Source organism: Xenorhabdus beddingii (assembly GCF_002127545.1).
GTDB classification, from domain to species: domain Bacteria; phylum Pseudomonadota; class Gammaproteobacteria; order Enterobacterales; family Enterobacteriaceae; genus Xenorhabdus; species Xenorhabdus beddingii.
Genome location: NZ_MUBK01000010.1, coordinates 100,344 through 123,003 on the forward strand (window position 1 = coordinate 100,344; position 22,660 = coordinate 123,003).

Annotated in this window: 20 protein-coding genes and 1 pseudogene; 3 read left to right on the plus strand and 18 right to left on the minus strand. The window is 47.9% G+C overall.

Features of this window, described 5'->3' with window-relative positions; translation table 11 throughout:
• Window positions 1-22: 22 nt before the first annotated feature.
• The 6 genes from Xbed_RS07915 to Xbed_RS07940 all read right to left on the minus strand — a co-directional run bounded on the left by Xbed_RS07915 (window position 23) and on the right by Xbed_RS07940 (window position 10,584).
• Window positions 23-1,066, minus strand: coding sequence for a hypothetical protein (locus tag Xbed_RS07915; RefSeq protein WP_086112380.1), 1,044 nt, complete (start codon window positions 1,064-1,066; stop codon window positions 23-25).
• Window positions 1,067-1,072: 6 nt separating this feature from the next.
• Window positions 1,073-3,778: a putative virulence factor gene (locus tag Xbed_RS07920; RefSeq protein WP_086112381.1), complete on the minus strand. Its 2,706-nt coding sequence runs from the start codon at window positions 3,776-3,778 to the stop codon at window positions 1,073-1,075.
• Window positions 3,778-6,801: a virulence factor SrfB gene (locus tag Xbed_RS07925; protein ID WP_086112382.1), complete on the minus strand. Its 3,024-nt coding sequence runs from the start codon at window positions 6,799-6,801 to the stop codon at window positions 3,778-3,780. The genes Xbed_RS07920 and Xbed_RS07925 overlap by 1 nt, the downstream gene beginning before the upstream one ends.
• Before the next feature lie 4 nt (window positions 6,802-6,805).
• Window positions 6,806-8,314, minus strand: a complete 1,509-nt coding sequence (locus tag Xbed_RS07930) for an SrfA family protein (RefSeq protein WP_244182437.1) — start codon at window positions 8,312-8,314, stop codon at window positions 6,806-6,808.
• Window positions 8,315-8,550: 236 nt separating this feature from the next.
• Entirely contained in the window at window positions 8,551-9,999 is a 1,449-nt protein-coding gene (locus Xbed_RS07935) for a VWA domain-containing protein (RefSeq protein ID WP_086112383.1), read from the minus strand.
• 21 nt (window positions 10,000-10,020) lie between these two features.
• Window positions 10,021-10,584, minus strand: a complete 564-nt coding sequence (locus tag Xbed_RS07940; protein ID WP_086112384.1) for a helix-turn-helix domain-containing protein — start codon at window positions 10,582-10,584, stop codon at window positions 10,021-10,023.
• A gap of 99 nt (window positions 10,585-10,683) precedes the next feature.
• Here Xbed_RS07940 and Xbed_RS07945 point away from each other — a divergent pair, with 99 nt between their 5' ends.
• Window positions 10,684-11,868: a benzoate/H(+) symporter BenE family transporter gene (locus Xbed_RS07945; protein ID WP_086112385.1), complete on the plus strand. Its 1,185-nt coding sequence runs from the start codon at window positions 10,684-10,686 to the stop codon at window positions 11,866-11,868.
• 87 nt (window positions 11,869-11,955) lie between these two features.
• Here Xbed_RS07945 and Xbed_RS07950 read toward each other — a convergent pair whose 3' ends face one another.
• The 3 genes and pseudogenes from Xbed_RS07950 to Xbed_RS20145 all read right to left on the minus strand — a co-directional run.
• Complete coding sequence (locus Xbed_RS07950) at window positions 11,956-12,462, minus strand: DUF2867 domain-containing protein (protein ID WP_086112386.1); 507 nt, start codon at window positions 12,460-12,462, stop codon at window positions 11,956-11,958.
• Window positions 12,463-12,600: 138 nt separating this feature from the next.
• Window positions 12,601-12,801 carry a hypothetical protein gene (locus Xbed_RS07955; RefSeq protein ID WP_086112387.1) on the minus strand — a complete coding sequence of 67 codons (201 nt, stop codon included), beginning with the start codon at window positions 12,799-12,801 and terminating at the stop codon, window positions 12,601-12,603.
• A gap of 535 nt (window positions 12,802-13,336) precedes the next feature.
• A pseudogene (locus Xbed_RS20145) lies at window positions 13,337-13,488 on the minus strand (Arm DNA-binding domain-containing protein); the annotation flags it as partial.
• Window positions 13,489-13,877: 389 nt separating this feature from the next.
• Here Xbed_RS20145 and Xbed_RS07965 point away from each other — a divergent pair.
• Window positions 13,878-15,383 carry a phosphoethanolamine transferase gene (locus tag Xbed_RS07965; protein ID WP_244182438.1) on the plus strand — a complete coding sequence of 502 codons (1,506 nt, stop codon included), beginning with the start codon at window positions 13,878-13,880 and terminating at the stop codon, window positions 15,381-15,383.
• A 69-nt stretch (window positions 15,384-15,452) separates the two neighbouring features.
• On the opposite strand, the gene Xbed_RS20150 is transcribed toward Xbed_RS07965, so the two are convergent.
• The 9 genes from Xbed_RS20150 to Xbed_RS08010 are packed head-to-tail and all read right to left on the minus strand — an operon-like array spanning window position 15,453 to window position 21,860.
• A complete protein-coding gene (locus Xbed_RS20150; protein WP_244182439.1) occupies window positions 15,453-16,643 on the minus strand; it encodes a hypothetical protein in 1,191 nt (396 codons plus the stop codon).
• 4 nt (window positions 16,644-16,647) lie between these two features.
• The gene (locus Xbed_RS07975) at window positions 16,648-17,301 is read right to left on the minus strand and encodes a DUF2612 domain-containing protein (protein ID WP_086112388.1); all 654 of its coding nucleotides are present in this window, start codon (window positions 17,299-17,301) and stop codon (window positions 16,648-16,650) included.
• Window positions 17,298-18,485 (minus strand): baseplate J/gp47 family protein, encoded by a 1,188-nt coding sequence (locus Xbed_RS07980; RefSeq protein ID WP_086112389.1) that lies wholly within the window; start codon window positions 18,483-18,485, stop codon window positions 17,298-17,300. Before Xbed_RS07980 ends, Xbed_RS07975 begins: the two co-directional genes overlap by 4 nt.
• Window positions 18,478-18,822, minus strand: coding sequence for a contractile injection system sheath initiator (locus Xbed_RS07985; protein ID WP_086112390.1), 345 nt, complete (start codon window positions 18,820-18,822; stop codon window positions 18,478-18,480). The genes Xbed_RS07980 and Xbed_RS07985 overlap by 8 nt, the downstream gene beginning before the upstream one ends.
• Window positions 18,819-19,511, minus strand: a complete 693-nt coding sequence (locus tag Xbed_RS07990) for a Gp138 family membrane-puncturing spike protein (protein WP_086112391.1) — start codon at window positions 19,509-19,511, stop codon at window positions 18,819-18,821. The genes Xbed_RS07985 and Xbed_RS07990 overlap by 4 nt, the downstream gene beginning before the upstream one ends.
• Window positions 19,512-19,514: 3 nt before the next feature.
• Complete coding sequence (locus tag Xbed_RS07995; protein ID WP_086112392.1) at window positions 19,515-20,330, minus strand: baseplate hub protein; 816 nt, start codon at window positions 20,328-20,330, stop codon at window positions 19,515-19,517.
• Complete coding sequence (locus Xbed_RS08000; protein WP_086112393.1) at window positions 20,296-20,616, minus strand: phage baseplate plug family protein; 321 nt, start codon at window positions 20,614-20,616, stop codon at window positions 20,296-20,298. The genes Xbed_RS07995 and Xbed_RS08000 overlap by 35 nt, the downstream gene beginning before the upstream one ends.
• 12 nt (window positions 20,617-20,628) lie before the next feature.
• A complete protein-coding gene (locus Xbed_RS19710; protein ID WP_086112394.1) occupies window positions 20,629-21,159 on the minus strand; it encodes a phage baseplate protein in 531 nt (176 codons plus the stop codon).
• Window positions 21,156-21,860, minus strand: a complete 705-nt coding sequence (locus Xbed_RS08010; RefSeq protein ID WP_086112395.1) for a hypothetical protein — start codon at window positions 21,858-21,860, stop codon at window positions 21,156-21,158. Before Xbed_RS08010 ends, Xbed_RS19710 begins: the two co-directional genes overlap by 4 nt.
• Before the next feature lie 25 nt (window positions 21,861-21,885).
• On the opposite strand from Xbed_RS08010, the gene Xbed_RS08015 reads away from it, so the two are divergent.
• Window positions 21,886-22,660, plus strand: a 775-nt coding sequence (locus Xbed_RS08015; protein WP_086112396.1) for a phosphoadenosine phosphosulfate reductase domain-containing protein, incomplete at its 3' end; no start/stop codon positions are given.

Sequence of the window (22,660 nt, forward strand, 5' to 3'; positions counted from 1 at the left end):
TCAGACCCTATTTTTTCAGACCCTATTTTTTCAGTTCTGCTAAACGGGCTTTAGCCTCTTTGTTTTGTGGGTCCTGATTGAGCAGGATTTCGTACCAATAAGTGGCCGTTTGCGCATCCGCAACAAAACATCCTTGCCGGGTCGCTGTTTTGGGATCGTATTCTTGGGCATAGCGTAAAGCGATTTGTGTATCACCCGCCTGTGCCTTATAAGCATAAAGACGCTGGGCGATGTCACACTGTTTGGCTTCTTTGGCCTGATTAATGACCGCCAATATCTGTTGACCGGAAGGCTGACTGCGCAAACAGCTTTTCACAAAATCCAGTCCGCTGTTTTTAGCCATATTTTCACGGGCGCAAGGTGCAGTTTCCGATGCACTGACGATCACCGGCTCCGGTTTGGCCAAGGGTTGCCAATACCACCAAAGCACACCAGTAACGACCACAATCAAAAGCCCTGCCGCCGTGATCAGCATCCCTGAGTTGGATTTTTTTGCCGACCCTGATGATGGAGCACTCATTTGCGCATTAATCGGCTCGTTAACCGGTTCATCCACTGGCAATGTCGGGGCGGAAAGCGGCGGTGTTTCAACCGTCGGTAACTCTTCCGGCTGCACGACGGGTTCTTGGGCTGGAGGAACCTGGGTTGGAGGAACCTGAGTGGGAGGGATCGTGTCACGCAGTTCGCGTTGTTTTTCCCTCGGCGCATAATCTCCTTTTGCCAGGGAACTCAGCACCCCATCGGCAATTTTCAGCACGCCCATATTGCGCTGATCATCGTCGTCTTTCGCGGTGACACGATATGCCACCTGACGCTCCGCCAATAAAGCATCGACCAATGCCGGACCAATTCGCGCTTCGACGGCTCCCTCCACGGCCTGTAAATCAGGGAGCATTAGCCATACTTCATTGCTGAACCATTGCCCTTGCTCATCTAAAAAGCAGCGATCCTGATTGCGCTGGATGGAGATACTGATGCCTTCCGTCGCCCCCTGCCAATCTTCAATACGCAGCACGGCATACCCCGGTTCTACCGGCTCATAAGGTTTCAGCTCTGGTTTAATCACAACTCGTTACTCCGACAACATTTGAATACGATGAATAATGCGGCCCAGCCGTTCGTTCTGGACGGCTGTAATTTCACGCCCAGCAGAATGGCCGGCATTTTCTTTAATCACTTCTCCCAGACCGACCAGCCAATCAAAGAAAAACCGGGCGCTATAGTTCAGCATTTCGTTGGTCAGGCGATACAGCCGTTCATCCGCTGTCCACAAGGCGGGATCTTTTTTATCCGGGCGGGCAAAAATAGGCTGCCCTTTGGTAAAACGGCTCTCAGGGCGTGTCTCATCCGGTATGTTCTGGTAGCCCAGCCAAGTGATGAAATCATTCATAACATGCATGACACGGGAAACCTGACGTTCCATCATTTTTTCCCGTCGAACACCCGCCTGTTCGGTGTTTTCCAGCACTTTCAGCACATCCTTTTCGACGTTCATTCGCTGGATAGCCGTGATTAATTCATCGACCAACATTTCAACAATGGGGCGGGGAAGTTCGATAAAATTCGCCATTCCCGGCTGTTCGGGGACGGTTCGCAGCTCATTGATCCACAGCTTGATCGCGCGATGGGCAAACTCTTGCTCGTGGCTGTGCGCAGAGACGGCTTCATCCGGAGTATCACTGAACAGATCAAAGTCACTGCCGATACCAAAGAAATCGACCGGTTCATCGGCCTTATTCTCTTGCGCAGGTAACTCTGCTTCCGCTTCCTGCATATACAGTTCTTGCAGTGCCTTGCGCTGGGGAATGAGACTCACCAACAGTTCACCGTGCATTCCGGCACGGGTTTGCAGGGCTTTAAGAATATCCGCCGCGATCCGCTCTTTTTTCGCGACCTCTTCCGCACCCTCTGGCTGATACCACGCGTGCAGATTTCCCGCTACCAGTTCGTGTCGCGTTTCATCTAACTGTTCGGCGATACGGGCAAGTTTAATTTCACGTTGTGAGACGATCCCCAAATAATCTGCCAACCGACGCATCCCCCCATCATTGAGTTGCAGCATGGCCTCCCATGCCGCTTCGGGCGAGGCGATATGGCGCTGAATACCCGTATCTTCAAGAAAGGTTTTTTTCATCAGGGCCAGTTTAGGCGCGGTTTGTTGATTGAATTCTGACTCACTGTCCGCCTGCATCATGATAAACGGTGTGGCCTGACGGGGTTTACGCACCAGAAAGGTATTATCGAAAGCCCGGCCCGGTTGCCATTCCTGCATCCACGGGAAATGCCCGAAACGCTCCGTCATGGTGATTTTGATCATGCCTCCCTGTCCCCAGACTTCGCGCAGCATGTCCTCTGATTTGTTCAACTCCTGTGTGATACGCAAATCCAACTTGGTGATCGCCCAGACCAATCCTGATGGGCGACGGGCCCGACTGGTGGCATCGGCACCCTGGGTATAACGGATCCATTCATCCAGCACACCACCCACATCTTTCACGTTGGATTGTTCGTTCGAAGGGGTGCAAACCACCAGCACGTTCATCTCTTGATTGAGCGTGTAACGTTCAAACAAATAGGCGACTTTGCCCCGCAGGATTAACTGTGCCAGAGGGTTATTGTCTTCACTTTCGGCCGCATTCTGGAAATAATCCAATGATTCCACGCCAAGACGCCCCCGATAGCCGGGGAAATCCAGCAAATCGACCTCTTCCAACAAACTTTCTCGCGTAGAAGTTTGCGCAGAAGCCAGCGTAGAAGCGAGTAACGGAACATGCAGCTCAACGGTCAATGCCGTCAGTTCCGCCAAAGAAAGGGAGACCGGGGCTGACAACCCGTTGACCAGTTCAGGACAAACCTCAACCTGCAAGTCGTTATGCTTGTTCAGGCGCTCCAGCATATCCACGTTCATGATGCTGTTGGCCTGCACCAGACGACCATTCTGCTCCGTGACCAGAACACTGAGAGGCGCCCTCACGACACTGGCTCCGCCCAAACGCTGTAATGTATCAGCCAAGCGTCGATAGACGTCGCTGAATTCGCGGATATTCCCCCACAGTTCGCTGAATAACTGGGCACGATCATCAATCGATAACCAAGGTGCCAGTTCTACCGCCGTTGGCCAGTATTGCCGGGCCATTTTGCTTTGGCTTTTTTCCGCATGGCGAACCAAATAATCCCATAAGGCCACAACATCATCTTCCGTCACCCCCGCCACTTTGTGTGACTGACGGCGGCCATTCAGCGTGGTCAGCAAAGTATTGATGCGTTTTTCATCATAATTCCAATCGATTTTCTCCTGATTGAAATCGTGAATAAACGCATTGGCAATAATTTTGGCTATTTCCACTTCATTGAACAGTTGTAATTCAATCGGCCAATCGGGATGGGATTGACGGGCATGACGACTAAAACGCGTCACAAGCCCGGTGGCTTCTTTTCCCCCGCCGGGCGGGTTAATGTGCTCGATAAAATCGAGTTTATGATGGCCCATTTGGGTTTCCAAACGCCCATTTTCACCCGCAGCCAGCGAAGAAATAAGGTAGGATTTTCCGGCTTGAGATAAACCAAAGAAACCGATGGTCATGGGGCGGGTAGCCGCGATCGCCAACCGTTGGGCGGTATTCCGGCTACGGCGCAGTTTCAGCTTTAATCGGTCGGCTTCCGTATTCAGGCGAGGTGCGTTACCCCGCGCATCGTCAATCCACTCAATCGCCTGACCCGCACCTTCTGCCACACCAAGCCATGCTTGTTTTAATTGTTCGGGAGTATGATTATTCATTAGATTTTGATGCTCCCACTGTCGAGCCAATAGTGTGTTTCACCCAGACCGCTGCCAACCAGGGTATTCAGTTTGAAGCTAACGTCATTAGGACGCGGGTTTTGCTCAGATTCGACAATCTCCATCTCGCTAATGCGGAATTTTTCCGGACTGCCCTTCGATTCTGCTTCGCGTCCCCGCCCTTCTTCCACTTCCAATTTCAGGCGCAAGACCGCATCACCCGCTAACGCTGCCGCCAGCCGGCTTCCCGGAATTTTCAGGGTATACAATGGCGTTGCCGGCCAGCGCTCATTATCAAGCTGGCGGAAACCAAGACGCATTTCCCCACGCGCTTCGAAATAGTGTTCACCATCCAGTTGGAACCCTGATTTATCCAGATCGATATCCCGATAAAAGACGTTACTGTCTTTCAGCAGATTATTACTGTCGAGCATGCCGAAATAACGGATCGTCGAATAGGGCCTGAAATTGGCGGTACGGAAGTAGAAATTACTCAAACGTGATTTTTCCGCCAGCAGGCACAGCATCGCACCGACCGCTGCGGTAGATTTCGGATCTTCAATCAATCCTTTCTTATTGAATGGATACCAACCTCCCGTTTCATAACCATGCAGCGGCAGAATACGGGCGGGCGGTACTGGCTGTAACTGGCGAAGCAATGCCTGAATTCCCGGCAAGCGGGAAGGACGCCCGGTTAACAGCAGCATATCGCAGTGATAATGCCAAAGCACTTCACTCAAGGAGCGCAGACTTTGGCAAATATTAATGCGATTATTGCGCGCATCAATAAACTCCTTATGCAGCTTCATTAAGCTAATGTTCAGCGGCACATTGAGAATAGAGAATGTGTTTTCCATTCCTGTTGGCAAACTGCGCCTGATTTCATCATCCACATATTCACGCACTTTATCCGTCGGTGGATGGGGAAGCAGATCACTGAACGTCGCACTGATGACCTGCTCACCCGCTTCTGGCGTGAAGTTTTCATAGTGGTGCAAGATAGCAAGTGCCGCCGGCGCAAATATTTGTAGCGTCAGTTGCTGGCGCAGGACTTGTTTACCGGCTTCCAGCGCTTCACTGCCAAATAACCGTGACATGACCGCTTCTGCATCTGAATCTTGATAACCAATATTCAGTAACGCCGCCTTGAATGCCGGCTGTAAATAAAGCTGGATCACATCCAACAAAATATCATCACCGGCAACTTTAAAGCCTTCGCGGAATAGCTGTGTCGGTACAATACGCACATTACTGCCACTCCCTTCATCCAAGGTATAACGGGTAATCACCAGATCCGTGGTGCCGCCGCCAATATCGATAGACGCGATTTTCAATGTGCGTTCATCGCCCGTTGCCAGCTTGTTATCAGGGCGCACCGTGGCAGCAAAGAATTCTTCGCTGCGACCGCCAAAATAATTCTGTGTTTCGTTATAGAGGTAAACCAACTGACCACAAGTGGCTTCATCCCATTTAACATGCACTTCCGGCAACGCCCGTTTGCGATCAAGGTTTTTATCTTCCCGGCCACTTTCATCAATACCTTGATCCCGGTCTTCCCAGCCCAAGGCTTTCCACACCAGCCTGATGGCTTGCATCATTGACTGCTGAAAAATCACACGTTCAGGTTTTGGCATCGCGGGCGGCACAGTAAGAATGATATTTTTCAACTGACGAGGGGTGCTGGCATGTGTCATCTTCAAGCGTTGCGCCGGACTATTAATCTGCATGAGCGCCTGAGCCAGAACTTCTGACAACATCATGGTCATTAAGGCGCTGCGGCTATAATTCGGCGTGAAGACCGGCATACGCTCAGAAGGCTTGAGAGAATACAGCGCTTCCCCTTTATCGTTGATCATGTAGGCCATCGGTGCCGCTGTCGCCTGTGGCTCACGATCCGATTTCACAAAGGCACGGCTGAAGCGCCAGCCGGGGGAATAAGGGGCTTCATCCCACAAATAGCGTTTCGGGCTGGAAAGCCCGGTTGACCCTTCGGTTCCCAAACGTTGTGACGCCATGCGCAAGGCTTCTTCTCCCAAGCGGCCGATGGTTGGCCAGGTGAAGGCATCACTGCGCCCGCTTTTTGCAGAAAAATCCTGCCGGCCAAATTCAGCCTGAGCAAACTCCAACCGACTGTCAAAAGGCTCGGTGTAAACATACTGGGGTTCACTCAGATCGCGGAGCTGTAACTGATAATGATGGGATAAGCCTTGGTTATCGTCGTTATGTTCTTCAATCAAAATCCCGCAACTGCGCGAGTTGCCCACGTCCAATACCAGATCAACGCCAATAATCGGGTTATCCTTCAACCTGACATCATTAAGCTGGATTTCAGGCACGTTCAATAAGACGTTCAGGGCATTAACCAAATTGAGATAATGTGCCTGATACTCTTTTTGGCTCAGACTCAGGTCAATATCTTCCGGGTAATGGCGCCATAATCCGGTGGCGCGTTCGGTGTAGGTTTCCCGCAACCAGTCATCCACCCATTTCAACAACAGAAAATCCCCCATTTCGTGGTGGTTCTCTGCCAGCGCAAAACCTACGCCAGAGCGCACATCGTCATCATCGGGTGCCAAATATTGGGTGTTCTGTCTGTCAGGCAAGACTTTGGTATCAAAAGCCAGTGTCACTCGCCAGGTATTTCCCTGCTCATCCGGCGTATCCAGTGCATGAAACTTCACACGCGACCAGTTGTTCGGCCCTGATGCAAAACTCCGGGGGGAATTAAAACGGAAAAAGGGCAGGGGCAGCCAAATATCGTGATAAAGTTCGAGGGACTTCACCAGTGACAATGAGTAATCTGATTCTGCTGCAAAGGCCGGATTCCCCGGCGCAGAAGGCACCAGAAAATTGTTGTCCCGCTCGTTATAGATCAGGCGGATCACCGGATTATCTTCTCCGGCCAATAGAAACTCACCGTACACTTTGTGCTTGGGTAACGCGAAAGCAAAATCCAGAAACTGAATGCCACTGTCACGGATCAGGGTGACTTTTTCTTTGAAGTCAGTAATAGTTGCCAGCATGCGGTTAATTTGCCTCTCGCTTTATCGACATAGGAAATAACGTTTTTTCGTCATAACGCCCTTTACACTCCGCTACCCCCTGTTTACCGGGTTGGCAAATCACATCAGGCATGGTGTAAGTGGAACCATCGGTGCATTTTGCCTCGCCACGGCTATCCAGTTGTAGCTTCTCAGAATTCATGACGGCCCTGATCGGTGCCTGACAGCGAATGCCATCACCACGCCGCATTTCAATCTCTCCTTTGCCGTCATGGATCTGATAAGTCAGGCTCAGTGGCTTGCCGGTACGACTATCCTGAATTCCGGCACCGGCGTGCCAGCGACCATTGAGAAAATCAACCCGGTTCTGTTGCAGGGCCGTGGCAGGGATGCTCAGATCCGCAGAAGAAGAGGGGTCAACCGATACCGGAGGTAGATTAATCTCGGGCTGGGAAGGCATGGGAGTCGGAGGTTCCTGTGTTTCCAGCTCAATAGGTGCATTCAACGGTTGCGGGTTGTCACGATTTATCACGCCATCACGATTTATGGCTCCATTAAGTGCAACCACGCCATTCACCGGATGCAGAGAATGTTTATCATTGACCCGATTATCACTGACGGGTTTATCACTGGCTAATCGTGATGAAGTTCCCTCTTCCTCTTTCAAAGTCACTTCATTCCGATGTAAAGGCGTAGAGTCAGTGGAGGATGTTATTCCCCAAATCGGGATTTCAGGTACACAGCCACGCAATAACAACAATGCAAGCAAAATCAATAACAGAGGCAATAACAGCCATAGCCAGCCGGGTAGCCGCCGGCGTTGTGGCCCTGGCTCAGGTGCTGGAGAAGATTTGGGTTCGGCTGAAACGGCGGGTTCAACCACTGGCTTTGATGGCGCGTTTAAAGCCGTATCTGAAACCCGATCTGAAACCCTATCGGAAACAACAGAGGGTGCAACAGGGCGCGATGAACGTAAACAATCAAGCGGATTCGGGCGTGCCTGCTGCTTTGCATTCACGAATCCCCAAAAGGTGACGACCGGCTTACCATCAACCAAATAGAGATGATCTTGATCAGGAAACTGAACGGTTTTACTCAGCAAAGCCCCAAACAGGCGCATTTCATGGGCCTTTTGGTTAACCATTTGTGTGCTGAGTTGTTCAATGGCCGCCTGGTTTGCCTCCAGTTGCCGCAATGCGGCTTGACGTTCATCATCCGTTGCCGCCGACCAAGGAACGACATTACCGGGAAATCCCGCATACCAGTCGATATGATCGCCCTGCTCATTGACCTGCGGAATAGCCAATGAATTGGCAACCTCAGAAAGCTGGCGCAGGCGTAAAGTTTCTCGTAACTGTAGAGCGGAAAGATGAACAGCCTGGCCATTCTCTCCCATGGGCAGATAACTTTCGAGTTTATCGCCACGTAAAAAAGTTTCTTTCACGATAGACCGTTCCTTGCTATCAGAAAATACAACACTGATGTATTTATACCCTTCGTCTTTCACGTTGCCGCTGTGTTGACTGCGACACATTGAAATCCATTGGGTATATTTCACTTAACAGGGAGAAGAAAGAAAAACAGGTCCTTCCCAAACATAATGTGACGGAATAATCCACGCTACGGATAAAACGGATCATGATCCCTGAGAGGTTATTGTAACTACTACGGAATAAGCAGTAAAACCCCTGTGATCTTATTACACTACCACATCGACTAAAAACAGGGGTTAATATAAAACAATATTAAATTTATTATGTTTTATTTTTACTAATTACAATTCTCAGGGATATATTCCTGTATCGCCTGATTTATTACTTGAGTAAACTGGCTGGCATTATTAGCGGCAAATACTTTTCCCCCCGTCTGTTCTGCGATGCAATTTCCCGCTCCCGTATTCATGATGTCCACAACATTAACCTGTAAACGAGGTTTCTTTCTTTTAAGCGCATTAGCCACGGCACAAGGGTCGCCGCCACAAGTTTCATCTCCATCGGAAATTAACAAAATCATTGCGTCACGATCCACCCCATCCACCAAAGCCCCCGCTTTTTCCAATGCCAGTGCCAGCGGTGTTTTTCCTTCGGGTTCAATGCGATCAATCGTCCGTTTTAACGCCCGTCGCTGCCCGAATGTAAATGAGGAGGAAGTCAAAACACGCTGACAATCAGATGCCGCCACAAGACTAATGGACATATCAGAAGGCAATTTATCGATGATTTTCTTGGCAGATTGTTTTGCCACCGTGATGCGCCTTGGCTCTCTCTCCACATTTTCGAACGATAGCCCTTGCAACCAACGCTGCAATTCTCGTGGTGTAACATCGATACCGAGGAACATGGATTCTGAAGCATCAAAAACCAGCACAACCTCCGGCGCCTGATTTTGACTGCGCTGGGCAGGACACAGCTTTTTCACATCGACGGGAGGCGATTTTACTGCCACGTTCGGCGGCATCTTTGGCGCTACCTTCTCCGGCTCCACCTCTGGCTCTACAACAGATTCTTCCAAAACTGCGTTTCCGATGGCTTCATCAACCGGCTCAACGACCGCCGTTTCCGCAACAGGTTGCCGTATCTCTTCGGGAAGATTGACCGGCTTGACCGGAGAAAATGTCGGTGACAAACAACCTCGCAATAACCATAGCAATAACAGCGCAAGCAGTAATAACAACAGCCACCACATCCAGCGAAATTTTCGCCTCTGTGCGGGTAAGGCAGGATCAGGGGAATTTGTGTTACCCGCTGCGAGCGATTGTTTTGCGAGCGATTGTTGTGCGATCAATTGTTGTGCGAGCGGTTGTGATGCGGGTGGAATAGCCTGTCCCCAGAGGATAACCGGTTGATTATCTATACTCCAAATCTGTTCTTCCGCAGGAAAATGGCTGATTTTTGCCAATAGTGCAAGAACGTCTGTATTGACGGCCTCTTTCTCACTCAATTGCCCATGCAGGCGGGTAATAGCCGCAAGTTGACGGGTGATCTGCGCACGAATCTTCTCGCGTTCAGTGCCTGATAGCTGGGCAAAAGGTCGCGGCTGACCTTGTAAATCACTATACCATTCAACAGCACCATCACTGCTTTTGACGGGTCTGGCAAATAATGAAGAAAAATTTATGGGTAAGTATTGAGCCAATACAGCTTGTAGCAACTCATTATGGTGTAGTGCATATTCGTACAGCTCACCTTTATTTTCTAAGCTGCGCGTTATTCTTATCATGTTTGTTACCGGTTTGTATTGCTAGTTACGAGGGTAATGAATGAGATTGTGGATCACCGTTATATCATCGCCTGAGTTAGCATAAGCATGATGGCAATTGGCATGGAAACGCATGGATTCACCTGCTGAAATTTTGTGCCAAGTATCATCAAGACGCAGATCTAACTCCCCACTGATAACAATAACATGCTCTATCACCCCAGATTCATGCGGAGAAGATTCACTTGAGGCTCCCGGCACCAGCTCTATTTTCAATAAATCGATGAAAAGCTCATCATCAAAGGGGATGAGTGGCGTGACACGCATACCCGAATTGTTTTGTTCAAAGACCGGTAATTCATTAAATCGATGTAAGACCGGCTGAGGTTGGGGATCGGCTCCCTCCAGAAAGGTTGAAAAAGCGATGTTAAAGCCGGTCGCGATTTTCCACAGTGTCGAAATCGTCGGGCTTGATTGACCGCGTTCAATTTGCCCAAGCATCGCCTTACTGACCCCTGTCAATTTAGCCGCCTGACTGAGGCTTAAGCCTCTAGAAGCTCTTAATAATTTAAATTTTTCAGCAAGTTTCGATGTGATATCACTCATTCGTGCTTTCTCAAAAGAAAATGAATACATAATTGAACGTTATAACGGACGATGATATTCTCACCATCGTCCGTTATAACATCCGACAGGTCATGTCATATGCCTAAGCTATCATTTTTTAGGGATTTCTCACCAGCAACACTTGCCACAGGGTTTGTTGCGGTATTAGTGGGTTACGCCAGTTCAGTTGCGATAATTCTTCAGGCAGCGACGGCAATCGGTGTCGAACCCTCACAAATAGGTGCCTGGTTAAGTATGCTGGGTGTGGGAATGGGAGTCACGACAATTGCGTTATCACGCTATTATCGCACCCCCATTTTAACCGCCTGGTCAACACCGGGAATGGCATTATTGGCGACCAGTTTTCCGGGGACTTCCGTTAACGAAGCTATCGGCATGTTTATCTTCGCTTCGGCACTCATGTTGATATGTGGTATCACCGGACTATTTGCCAGATTGATGAATTACATCCCTCATACCTTGGCGGCGGCGATGCTTGCCGGAATATTACTCCGCTTCGGTTTGGATGCGTTTCAAATGCTCCAAGTCAACTTTTGGCTTTGTGGTGCCATGCTGCTGGTTTACTTAATTGCCCGCCGCTATTTTCCGTTATATGCCATCATTTCAACGCTTGCAGCCGGGCTGATGATGAGTATTTTCAGTGGCGATTTAAATTTGACAAGTGGAAACATCATGTTTTCCATGCCTGAATTTATCATGCCACAATTTAGCGCCAGCACCCTCATTGGTGTGGGTATTCCATTTTTTATCGTCACGATGGCGTCACAAAATGCACCGGGGATCGCGACCCTACAAGCGGCGGGCTACCCTCCCCGCACATCCAAATTACTGATTTGGACATCATTGATGACCATGATTCTGGCACCTTTCGGTGGGTTCAGTATTTGCATTGCCGCAATTACGGCGGCCATTTGCATGGGAAGCGATGTCCATCCAGACCCGAATAAGCGGTATATCGCCGCAGTCACTGCTGGTTTTTTCTACTTGCTGGCAGGTATTTTTGGTGGGGCAATTTTCTATTTGTTTAGCGCATTTCCAGTGCCATTAATAAAAATTCTGGCCGGATTAGCACTCCTTGGTACTTTTACAAATAGCCTAAATCAAGCGATCAAAGATGAATATACAAGAGACGCCGCGATTATTTGCTTCCTGATCACGGCATCGGGAGCAAATTTACTGGGAGTCAGTTCAGCATTTTGGGGACTGCTCGGTGGGGTCATGACTCACTGTATATTTAAAAAAGTGCAGTTTAAAAAATTATAGTTAAAAAACTTATAGTAAAAACGTACAGTGATAAAGTCACACATTAATAGTGTGACCAGAAAAATAAGGTGAGTGAAAGCTCACCGACTATTTAATATTATGACCCAATTTAGATAGCATACTTTTCACAATACTTCCGTGGGCAAGAGATACGGGTATCATATACATTTTCCCAAAAAAATTATGCGTGATAACAGATGCCGTCACAGTCACTATATAACCGATGCCATGATCCTCATTAGAGGAAATATTCAGAGATAATAAAACGGTCAAATGTATATCTTTCGATAATAGACACATTTCATCATCACTGATATGTACAATCTCAAAAAAATCAACATAATCTCCATCATGGAGTGTTTCTTTTAAATTTTTGCCAGAGAAACCATGAATTCCTTTTACACCCGCCAGACTCGAAATTTTATCTCTTATCGTAAAAGAGATACGTAACCACAATGGTATTTCTTTTGTCATTTCATTATAAACATCAAGCGCGGTTCTTTTATTTTCAACAACAGTTTTTTGCTGACTATAATAATCCAACTTATCTTTTTCATCTAATAATAACAAACCTGATTCATCACGATAGTACATATTTCACCATAATATTATTTTGTATAAAAATAAGCCCACCCAGTATTAATCCAGCCGTAGCTCTTTACCCAACCAAGCAGAGAGCCAGTGGAAAAATGAAGTACAACGAGGATAGTGCTTTGTCTAGTGTTCAAATTTTTATATCATACCTATTATAGAAAGCAGTTTATAAAGCCCGTAAGATGACAAGGCTAATCCTCCCCCTGAAACAATAATAAAAAAACTATTGACCGCCTGCCCTTTTTGCAAATAAATCCAACAGGTAGCAATAAAGGCAATCAGACAAGCTAATACCGACACTAATAATAAAACCCCCACAGGCAGTATTACCATTCCCATAACCAAAACTCCTTTTGTTAATTAATCTTATTGAAGTTTTAGTCTACTTTATACTCAGACTACTGTCAGCTTTTTTAATTTTTTGAGTCTCGTTCGGTACAATCACTACCTCGGTTTATTGATTGCCCAACAGGTAAATTCCTCTATTTCTTCATCTAAAGTATCAGCGACCACCAAACCAACAATTGCTCCTGCCGCGCTACCCACTAACACCAGAACAACAATACAGATGGGGCTTCTTGTTTGCTGTTGTGAATTGGGGATTATCTCTTGCTGAGGCTTCTATGATCTCACCCCATAATCTGACTTAATAAAACTTCTGTTAAACTTTGTGAAAAATTTTCTTTTCCAAAAGTTTAAAATTTAAGTTTCATACAGTTATGCCCTGTTATTGATGAGAACATGACTTTATTTTGTTGGTTAAATTCACCATTAAGAACAGAGCCATCATCAAGCGTGATGATACATTTCATACCGCAATAATCAATTTCAAGGGAGACATTAAAACGGTTGTCGTCATGTCACCCAATGGTGTCCGCCGTGCTTCATTTCTCTTGGCACTTGCTTCTGCGAGGGAGATATCAGGATATACTCCCCCAATGCGAGTAATTTTCTTTTACTTGCGAGCCGATATTTTAACCGCCAATAGCGAGAGCCATTAGGGTTAACCAATAGATATAATCCACCAGCACATCGCTACAACCACTCAAAAGAAAAACGTGAAATCATAGAGCAGTGAGAAAGTAAGCTGCTGTCACTGTGATGCAGCAGTTTGCTGATTACGGGGATGGGGTGTTGGGAGGCACTACGCTCTTTTCTGTTTACTGGCTATAATGATGGGTATCGGGGATCTACTGCCCAAAACCGAAGAGGGATTATAGAAATATGTAATATAGCGGTCAAAAGTGTAAACCAGAAGACTAAATGGCGGTTCTCCGTTTTCACTTTCTAATCAAAGAAGTAAAAGCCTTTTCTTTGTTTAATACATTAACATATGTATAATAATGCGATTTTCATATCACTCTTGAATACTATAACTTATGAATTTAATAAATAAAATATCATACAAGTACATTTTGACTATTGTTGGAGCATTGGGTTTATCTTATCCACTGAATCTCTTTATCTTTCAAAAAGATTCTAGCATACCTCACTTGTCAACCTTTGCGCTACTCTTGTCTATTTTTCTGTTAATTAAGGAAAAGAATAAAATTCTGATTAGTACTGGTACTACACTACTTTTCTTTCTTGTTATCCAGATAAATTATTCTTTTGTTTTTGGAGAAAGAGTATCAGTGTCAGTTCTTGACTCATTTATTGAGACGAATGAAAAAGAATCTCTGTCTATGGCAGGTCATTTATTTTTCATAATGTTATTGCCATCATTAGTGGTAACATTAGCTTTATTTTATCTAATAAGGAGAAAAACAAAAAATATCAAATTTCACATAACTCTAAAAGTTTTGCCCGTATTTATTTTCCTTGTCACATTTTATCTTAGTGCTTCCGCTGTCGACAAACAACTATTATCAGACATCAAAGAAGATAGTAAAACAATCGGTTTATTTATAAGGGATAGATATCCCGCTATTATTGGGGATTTTGCTTATTTGTATGTTTCTAGTTATTCAAATGATAAATATGCAAACATCAGCGAAATAAGTGAATTTAACGAATCAATAATAGGAAATAAAAAACCAAATATCAATACTATTATTTTAATAATGGGTGAATCATCACTATCAACTCATTATAGTGCATATGGATACGAATTAAATACAACACCAAACATGAATCGTATATTTTCTTCTAACGGAGGATGTATAATAAATAACGCACATTCTAGTGCGCCAATAACAAGAAACTCTGTTTCTATGTCCCTTGCTTTTCATACCCCAGAAAGCGAATTAAATTTATTTAAAAACAAATCAATAATAGAAATGGCTAAATCAAATGGCTATAAGACGTATTGGTTAGGCTCACAAGATCTAGATGGGCTCCACTCATCTAAATATGGGTTTATTGCAAAAAAATCTGATGTAATAAAACTCACAAACTTTAAAGATGACAACTTAAGTCATTTCTTGAATGAAGTTCTTTTAGATAATGAAGAAAATAAATTTATTGTAATTCACTTACATGGCAGTCATATGCCTTATAAGAATTACGACAATTCCGATAAGATGGCACTACCTAATGCTGATAGCTATGACTTAACTATCCATCATACAGATAGAGTTATAAATAATATATATGATGTCATTGATAAGGAAAGCACCAATTATTCTATGATATACACTTCTGATCATGGAGAAATTGTTAATAAAGGACATGGCTATCAAAAAGGCAGAAACCAATATCTTGTACCATTTATGTACAAATCAAACAACCATCAATATAACTGTCAGTTTATAGAATCATTTCGAAATAAAGATGGCTATTTGAGTGGATTGATGAATAAATATATTTTATCAAATCTTATCGGTTACGATATTGAGCCATCAATTCTTAATAAAGAAAGAAATAATGATAGAGTGTTAACAGCAGACGAATCCGTTTTGCCATTTTCACAGATAGAATAAAATAAAATAAAATATAAAATCACGACCACTTATTTAAGTGGTCGTAAACTATATCTCCATCGTATTTTACTATTTTGACAATACTACTTGATTCATCGTTTGGTCTCCGTTATGGAATCTCAGTATATAAGGAGGAATGAATTCAATATCTCCCCACCAACCACCAGACCATTGAGTCACAAACCGTCTACCTACTACTGGAACTTGCAGTGGCATATATTTTCCCGAAGAAGCTTGTTTGACATATACAAAGCAACCAGAAATATCTGCTGTACAAACCATATCTCCACGATTTTGTATATGACCATTCCAAACAACTATTTCTTGGGTTCTACGTGTGCCTGCATCACGCTGTAAATATCGGCTATCACTCTCTCCTCGGGTATAACACTCCCCCCTAACCGCATAATTTCCCGCCGGCTGATAATTCCCTACGGGTTGGTAGTTTCCGCGTAATTGATATCGGCCGTCTGATTCGTGTCTTGTGTAACTTTCCCCGCGAACAGCATAATTGCCAGCAGGGGCATAATTGCCTTTTGACTGATACCGATTATCTGATTCTGGTTTGGTATAACTTTCACCTTTCGGAGCATAGCTACCCGCAGGCGCATAATTGCCTCTTGGCTGGTACTTTCCGTCGCTTTCGTTCTTTGAGTAGCTATAGCCTGATTCTAAATAGTTCCCTTTGGGTTGATACTTATCATCGGATTCTGCCTTGATGTAGCTCTCCCCCTTCAGTGCATAGTTTCCCGCAGGCTGGTAGTTTCCTTTTGCCTGAAAACGGGTGTCCGACTCTTCCTTGTTGTAGCTGTACCCTGCGGGCTGGTAGTTCCCTAACGGCTGGAAACGCTGATTAGCCTCTTCTTTGTTGTACGCCCCCACATCCCCCGCCGTCAGGTCGGCTTTTAATTCCATCCACCCCTGACCCGCTTGCGGTTCTTCCTTGTTGTTCTCGATGCGGGACTGCCAGAGTTTTTGGTTGTGATAGACCACCGCACGCAGGGGGTACGGTTGCGCCTCTACCGACCATTTCGCCACCCCAAACGTCTGGATCTCCCCCACGGCTTCGGTGATATCGTGAAAAATCCCGTTCATCTTCTCACGTTCGATATCCTTTGCGGCGGGATCGGTATTCTGGTCACGCTCGTAATCATAACCGTACCCCTGCGTATACGAGACAGAGCCGTCCGGCTGGACTTCATTAGGAATAGAAACCCGGTCCCCTTGCGCCGCGAAGGGGGTTTTGAATGTTTTAGTCATGAAATTATGCTCCGAAGTTGCTGCTTAAGTAGTTGGTGTGTTTTTTACCGAAGCCAAAGGCTTTTTTGGTGACAATGCGGTATTTGACGCCGACGCCGGAGGGGCGCGGCATCAGGTCAAAGTTTTCCAGTAACACCCGCAAGTTTTCATCGGGGTTGAAGTTGAAAACGTAGTACATGTAAGTCATGTCGAGCGGGTCAAGCACAAAGACCTTGCTGTCATTGCGCCAGAAGAAGCGTTCTAAAAAAGTATTAATGTTAACTACCGTCGGGCTTTGGGTCAGGTTGAAGTAGCGCATACGGATAATCAGGCGCTTCTGACTGGTCGTCAGCATCAGGGTGTAATCGGCATTGCGCCGGAAATTACCCCTGAAGTTACGTTTCTTGCCAAAACCAACGCCGATTTTGGTCTTGTCACTGGGGGAAACATCTATCCCCAGCGACACATCCAGAATACGCGCCCAGACGGCCAGCCCGAAGTCATTGGCGGTGTCGATATTGAACACATCGCGATACCAGTGCTGCCAGAATGCCGCGCTGTGACGGTTAAAAGCGGCTGCCTTACGGGTCGCCAGTGTTTTCAGTTTGTCGGCGTTATCATACTGCCAGAGAATGGCGCGCAGCAGGTCAGAATGCAGATCCAGCGTCTGTATTTTCATGTGATCACCACCTGCACCGACCCCCGGTGCAACCGGGCGATTTCATTGAGTTTGATGGGGATAATCCCCACCTCCCACGCTTTGCCATCCAGTGACAGTTCGACTTTGGTGATAAATAACCGGGGTTCAATGGCATTGATGGCGGCGGATATCTCGAATGGCGAGACTTCACGCCCCACAATCAACCCGTCATCCCCGTCAATCTCACCACGTACCCATTGCTCAATGGCGGCGGGGATAATGCTTTGTGCATCCATCGTGGATTTTTTCACCGTCACCCGGCAGAAGGTCACTTTTTCGGTCGGCCGGTCAACGCGGATTTCGTATTCCTGACCACTCACCCGCTCGGTGACGGTAACGACTTCCTGCCCGTTATAGGCGGCACCGATGGTTTTGGTGCGTAGCAGGGCACGGGCGATTTCGTCACGGTCGCCCCCTTCCACGCAGACATAGACACTGTGGGGCAACAGTTTCATGCCATCAAAGGCTTTAACCTGCGGGCTGTAATTTTCACGGAATGACAGCGAGTTCACGCCCTCCAGCTCGTACAGGGAAGAGGTGATTGCCTCGCCCACGCTGACGGTATTCTTGGCCAGTGTCTGTTTACGTCTTCGCCGGGCGCTGACGTCCGATTCCGCTTCACGACCCACCACCGCGTGGGTGGGATTGCGGACGGTTTCCCAGCCCAGCACCGAACTGGCGACCCGCTCAAGGTGCCCGACTTTGCATTCAACCGCACCCAAGGCCACCGCCCGCATATCGCCTTTCGTTTTACCGTCCTTGCCGATAATCAGGGTACCGGTGGTTTCAAATAACGCACCCGTGACGGATCCCGCCTGTGCGCCTTTGGGGATAATGGTCTCAGGCACGCCGCCAAATTCGACGTTCGTCAGATAAGAATGGGTGGCCGCAAAACGACTGCCGCCCATCAGCGCCCAAATCGCATCAAGGAAAATGCCGCCCGCAAGATCCGGGTTAATCTGGTTGGCCAGCTCGGCATTGTTGCGTACCATCGCGTCGCGGTTCTCGGTCTCCATCGTCACCAGTACGCCCTGTGGGGTTTCCGGTGACAGGTCGATGTCCTGCCCGAACGCGGCGAAAAAGTCATTTTCCACATCGCGACGCAACTCTGCCGTGTCCGGCACAATCACCCCCTGACGGGTAATGTAGTGATAATCAGCCATTGAGGGTAAAACTCCCGTAAATTGAGCGGATCACGGCGATATAACGCAGTGCGTTATCCGCAATTTCAGCCTGAAAAGAGACCACCTCTTCCACCCCGTCCACCTCACGCATCCGTTCACGGAACGCCGCTTCGAACATCGGAATATCGGCACTGCGCCCGAAAGTGGTTTTCCAGTACGGGATCCCCTTATCGACCTTGTGCAGCATTTCCCCGCGCAGGGCACGGGCGTAGTGCACGCAAAGGTGACTGACCGCGTCGGCATCACGGGCCATCGCCAGATTGCCGTCATCCCCCAACAGCAGGTCATTGTTTTCATCCACCGCAAAGGTGATCATAGTGGCACCCCCGTGTTGCCGTCGCCGGTGTGTACACCGCTGTGTTGATGGTCATCGCCGATATTGCGCCCGTTATGGCGCATCGTACCGCCGCTGGAATCACTGTTACCGTGGATGGCATGGTTACCATTGATGGTGACATTGCCGGTAAATACCGTCTCCGGCGCATTGACTTCCAGTTTTGGTGCATCCAGCACCGCTTTGTCACTGTGTAGAGATAAACAGACTGAGCCATCCAGTGACTGGATCACCAGCGCGTCTAAGTTCTTGCCGTCAATCGCCCAGCCCTTGATTGTGTCGGGGAAGAACATGGCGTCGCTGAACGAATGGAGCCGGGCGGTGTTGGGCTGGTCTTCCTGCCCGCCGCGCTGGAATATCAGGCTGATATCGCGGTCGTTGGACTTCAGCCAGCCAACATCGCCGGGCTTGAGCGGCACACGCAGGAAGAAACCACCGCCGCCAAAACGAAACACCGGAATGTTATGCACCGGGGCGCGGGAAACGGTTTGCCCTTCTGTTGTCGCCATCATCACCAGAGGCTTGATCACCGCCCGGTTGGTCTGGTCGTCATAACTCACCACCGTCGCCGGCAGCATGTCCTCCACGTTTAACATCAGGTTACGAAAGGCCGCCATAAACTGCCCGGCGAGGCTGCCTTCGCTGGCAATATCGCTGTTCGGTTGATTCATGATTTAAGCTCGCTTACAGGTCGCGGTATAGAAAAAAGCGTCGTCGTGGGAGGCGATATCAAACTTGAGTTGTTCAATAAGGTAATCGCCGTTGAGGGATTTATTCAGTTTGCTGTCCAGCCGCAGCATACCGCCCAGTACGGACTCGCCGTCAATCAGGAAGCTGACGTCCAGTCCCTTTTCAGTGGCCTTGGGAATGCCGACCATGCCGGACTTCAGGGTCAGGATACGCAGCCGGTTTTTCAGGGATTTGCTGCTGTCTTTGACATACAACACCTCATCATCAATAAAGGCTTTCACCCCACCGGACTCCTGCAACCGGGTGATTTGGGACAGTGCCGCACCGCAGTAATACCAGTTGGCAATCTGTTTATCGCTGGCCTGAAAATCCAGTTTTACCTTGCAGTCATTGGCAATGCCCTGTGCAATCTCAGACAGTTTTTTCATTGCCCCACCGGAGGAAGAAATAATCTCACCACTGCGGCTGTTCCCGGTCTTGGCTTTTAGCGTTAAGGTCACATCGGGTGGCGAGGCAATTTCAGCGCTGACAATATCGCCGACAAACACCCGAAACAGGCCGGTATTCACCCGGCCGGCTTCCAGTATCAGGCGGCGCGGCTGTTTGCTTTTGGTGTACGGGCTGGTTTGGGTCAGGAGGAAATCGCGGGTGTCGGTGCTGAGGCCATCAATATTGACGGTACATTCATTTTGCAGGGGATTGCCGTACTTGGTGCCGGAAGCTGAGATACGCATCCCTTCGTACCAATTGAGCCGCCCGCTGACTTCAATCCCCAGCCTGATACGTCGCAGGTCTATCATCGTTGTTCCAGTAAATTAAGGTTTGGGTCGATTCGAACTGTTCCCACCAGGGCAGTTCGTGATTTTCCGTCAGCAGGGCAAAATTGCCGGCGGAACTCAAATAGGCATAGGGGATCAGGCTGGCATTGGGCACCAAGCGGCTGCCCTGAACCAGTATCACGTCATCACGCTGGATATCACACAGCATCATGTTTCGGGCGGCTTTGAGGGTGATCACCCAGTTGACATCGTCCAATGTCACCGCCAGCCGTTGGTTGGGAATAGCGCGTAAGGGAATTTCGCGCATGATTGACCTCCGCTATGATTTAGAGCCGAACAGGCTTTCGCCATCCATGATCCTGACGGCAACCGATTTTTTCCGCCCGCCCGCGTCCTTGGTCTGGACATTGCCCCGGTTGACCGTGCCGGACTGGGCTTTTTTTGCCACCCGGCGCGGGGGCAGTTCGCCATACTCCGGCTCGACTGTGCGCCATTCACTGAACCGCAGGGACAGTTTGATCGCATCGGCCATCTCCGGGACTTCATCATGGTAGAAATTGGTCAGGATCATCGGCTGGTAGGTTTTGACCCGCGTCTGGATACCGACCAACTGGTGGATATCATAGGCTTGCTGCATGGCGGCAAAGCTGTTTTTCAGTTCACCGGTCAGCAGTACCTCCATGCCAATTTCCACCGCCTCGACCACAATATGATCACTGCGGGTCTCGCCGTTCTCGACCTGAAACTTGGTCACCTTATGCTCATCCCGGACACTGATTTGTATCGGGCTGGCGGTTTCAAACAGGGTGGCGAAGGTATCCACATTAAAAATTTTAACGTCGGTGATCATACGGCTACCCCCGTGGCGGTTTGCTGGCCTAAGTCTTTCAGTTGGTTATTCAGTTCGCCTTTCATGTCCTTGGCAATACCCTGTGCATCCGTCGCTGCCGTTTTAATATTGACTTCCCCGATTTGCGTGTTGACCTCATTAGTCTGGTGCGACTGGTTACTGATAGCCTGACTGGTCACCGGGTTTAACGGGTTCTGTGCCGCAGCCATGAGTTTTTTATTGGCTGCCTCGACGCCCGCCACCACGTCAGCGGCATTGTTCCCGTCCGCCAGTTGCTGACGCAGTAACCGGATCTCCTTATCCAGCTCGCCGGTATCAACACCCGCCGCTTGTGCGCTCTTGCGTTTTGATGCCAGCACATCAAGGTATTGTTCGGCGTCTTTTGTCGTCACCTGTTGCTCAACATTCTGCTCAAGGGTGACGGTATCACTGCCAAACCCAAACCAGCCTTTAACCGTGCTGATACCTTTGGACACGGCATCCAGTCCGTTGCTGATCCAGCCAATGACTTTTTTCACCTGTTCCCACATCCATTTAAACGCCCCCACCACCGCATCCGAGACGGTATCAAACACACCGCTGAACTGGCTGCCCCATTTGGTCAGGGCAGCCACCGACCCCAGCAGCCAGTTAATAAACGCCGTGATTTTCTGATCCATATAATTAAAGGCGGCAATCACGATATCGGCGACAAATTTCACGGCTACCTTGAGGTAGGATAATCCAATGATTAATGTCGTCTCATTTTCTGGCGGCAGGACATCGGCATACCTCGTATATTTGATGGAGCAGCGCCGCCAACAGGGTGAGGATGTCCGCTATGTGTTTATGGATACAGGAGCAGAACACCCAATGACCTACAGATTTGTTAGAGAGGTCGTGAAATTCTGGGATATTCCGCTCGTTGTATTACAGGCCGATATTAATCCCCAGCTAGGGGCATCGAATGGTTATACAGTCTGGGAACCGAAAGATATTCAAACACGGATGCCAATATTACAACCGTTCAAGGAAATGGTAGAAAAATATGGTACTCCCTATATCGGAGGGGCGTTTTGCACCGACCGCCTGAAACTGAGACCGTTTAGAGATTATTGTATCGACCATTTTGGGCGCGGCAATTATCAAACATGGATAGGTATTCGTGCAGATGAGCCACGCAGATTAACCCGCAAGGCTGTGGTGAGTTATCTGGCTGATATCTCAGATTTTGACAAACAGGATATTTTAGATTGGTGGAAAGATCAGCCATTTGATTTACTCATACCTGAACATCTGGGAAATTGTGTTTTCTGTATCAAAAAGAGCAGTAAGAAAATTGGTTTAGCATGTCAAGATGAACCAATAATGAAAAGAGTATTTGAAGAATACTGCATTAAAGGGAAGTATGTTAGGGATGGGCGCTGGATTAACACAATAAGTGCAATGTGCGCCCCGTATAGGCTTCGATGGGGGTTAGCCCATTTAAAACCTTTCTTGGTGTCATATTTAATCTTAATTC

Excerpts from the sequence above, each read along its gene's own strand:
- Xbed_RS07920 (WP_086112381.1), bottom strand. The coding sequence starts at position 3,778 with ATGAATAATCATACTCCCGAACAATTAAAACAAGCATGGCTTGGTGTG.
- Xbed_RS07925 (WP_086112382.1), bottom strand. The coding sequence starts at position 6,801 with ATGCTGGCAACTATTACTGACTTCAAAGAAAAAGTCACCCTGATCCGT.
- Xbed_RS07930 (WP_244182437.1), bottom strand. The coding sequence starts at position 8,314 with ATGTGTCGCAGTCAACACAGCGGCAACGTGAAAGACGAAGGGTATAAA.
- Xbed_RS07935 (WP_086112383.1), bottom strand. The coding sequence starts at position 9,999 with ATGATAAGAATAACGCGCAGCTTAGAAAATAAAGGTGAGCTGTACGAA.
- Xbed_RS07940 (WP_086112384.1), bottom strand. The coding sequence starts at position 10,584 with ATGAGTGATATCACATCGAAACTTGCTGAAAAATTTAAATTATTAAGA.
- Xbed_RS07945 (WP_086112385.1), top strand. The coding sequence starts at position 10,684 with ATGCCTAAGCTATCATTTTTTAGGGATTTCTCACCAGCAACACTTGCC.
- Xbed_RS07950 (WP_086112386.1), bottom strand. The coding sequence starts at position 12,462 with ATGTACTATCGTGATGAATCAGGTTTGTTATTATTAGATGAAAAAGAT.
- Xbed_RS07955 (WP_086112387.1), bottom strand. The coding sequence starts at position 12,801 with ATGGGAATGGTAATACTGCCTGTGGGGGTTTTATTATTAGTGTCGGTA.
- Xbed_RS20150 (WP_244182439.1), bottom strand. The coding sequence starts at position 16,643 with ATGACTAAAACATTCAAAACCCCCTTCGCGGCGCAAGGGGACCGGGTT.
- Xbed_RS07975 (WP_086112388.1), bottom strand. The coding sequence starts at position 17,301 with ATGAAAATACAGACGCTGGATCTGCATTCTGACCTGCTGCGCGCCATT.
- Xbed_RS07980 (WP_086112389.1), bottom strand. The coding sequence starts at position 18,485 with ATGGCTGATTATCACTACATTACCCGTCAGGGGGTGATTGTGCCGGAC.
- Xbed_RS07985 (WP_086112390.1), bottom strand. The coding sequence starts at position 18,822 with ATGATCACCTTTGCGGTGGATGAAAACAATGACCTGCTGTTGGGGGAT.
- Xbed_RS07990 (WP_086112391.1), bottom strand. The coding sequence starts at position 19,511 with ATGAATCAACCGAACAGCGATATTGCCAGCGAAGGCAGCCTCGCCGGG.
- Xbed_RS07995 (WP_086112392.1), bottom strand. The coding sequence starts at position 20,330 with ATGATAGACCTGCGACGTATCAGGCTGGGGATTGAAGTCAGCGGGCGG.
- Xbed_RS08000 (WP_086112393.1), bottom strand. The coding sequence starts at position 20,616 with ATGCGCGAAATTCCCTTACGCGCTATTCCCAACCAACGGCTGGCGGTG.
- Xbed_RS19710 (WP_086112394.1), bottom strand. The coding sequence starts at position 21,159 with ATGATCACCGACGTTAAAATTTTTAATGTGGATACCTTCGCCACCCTG.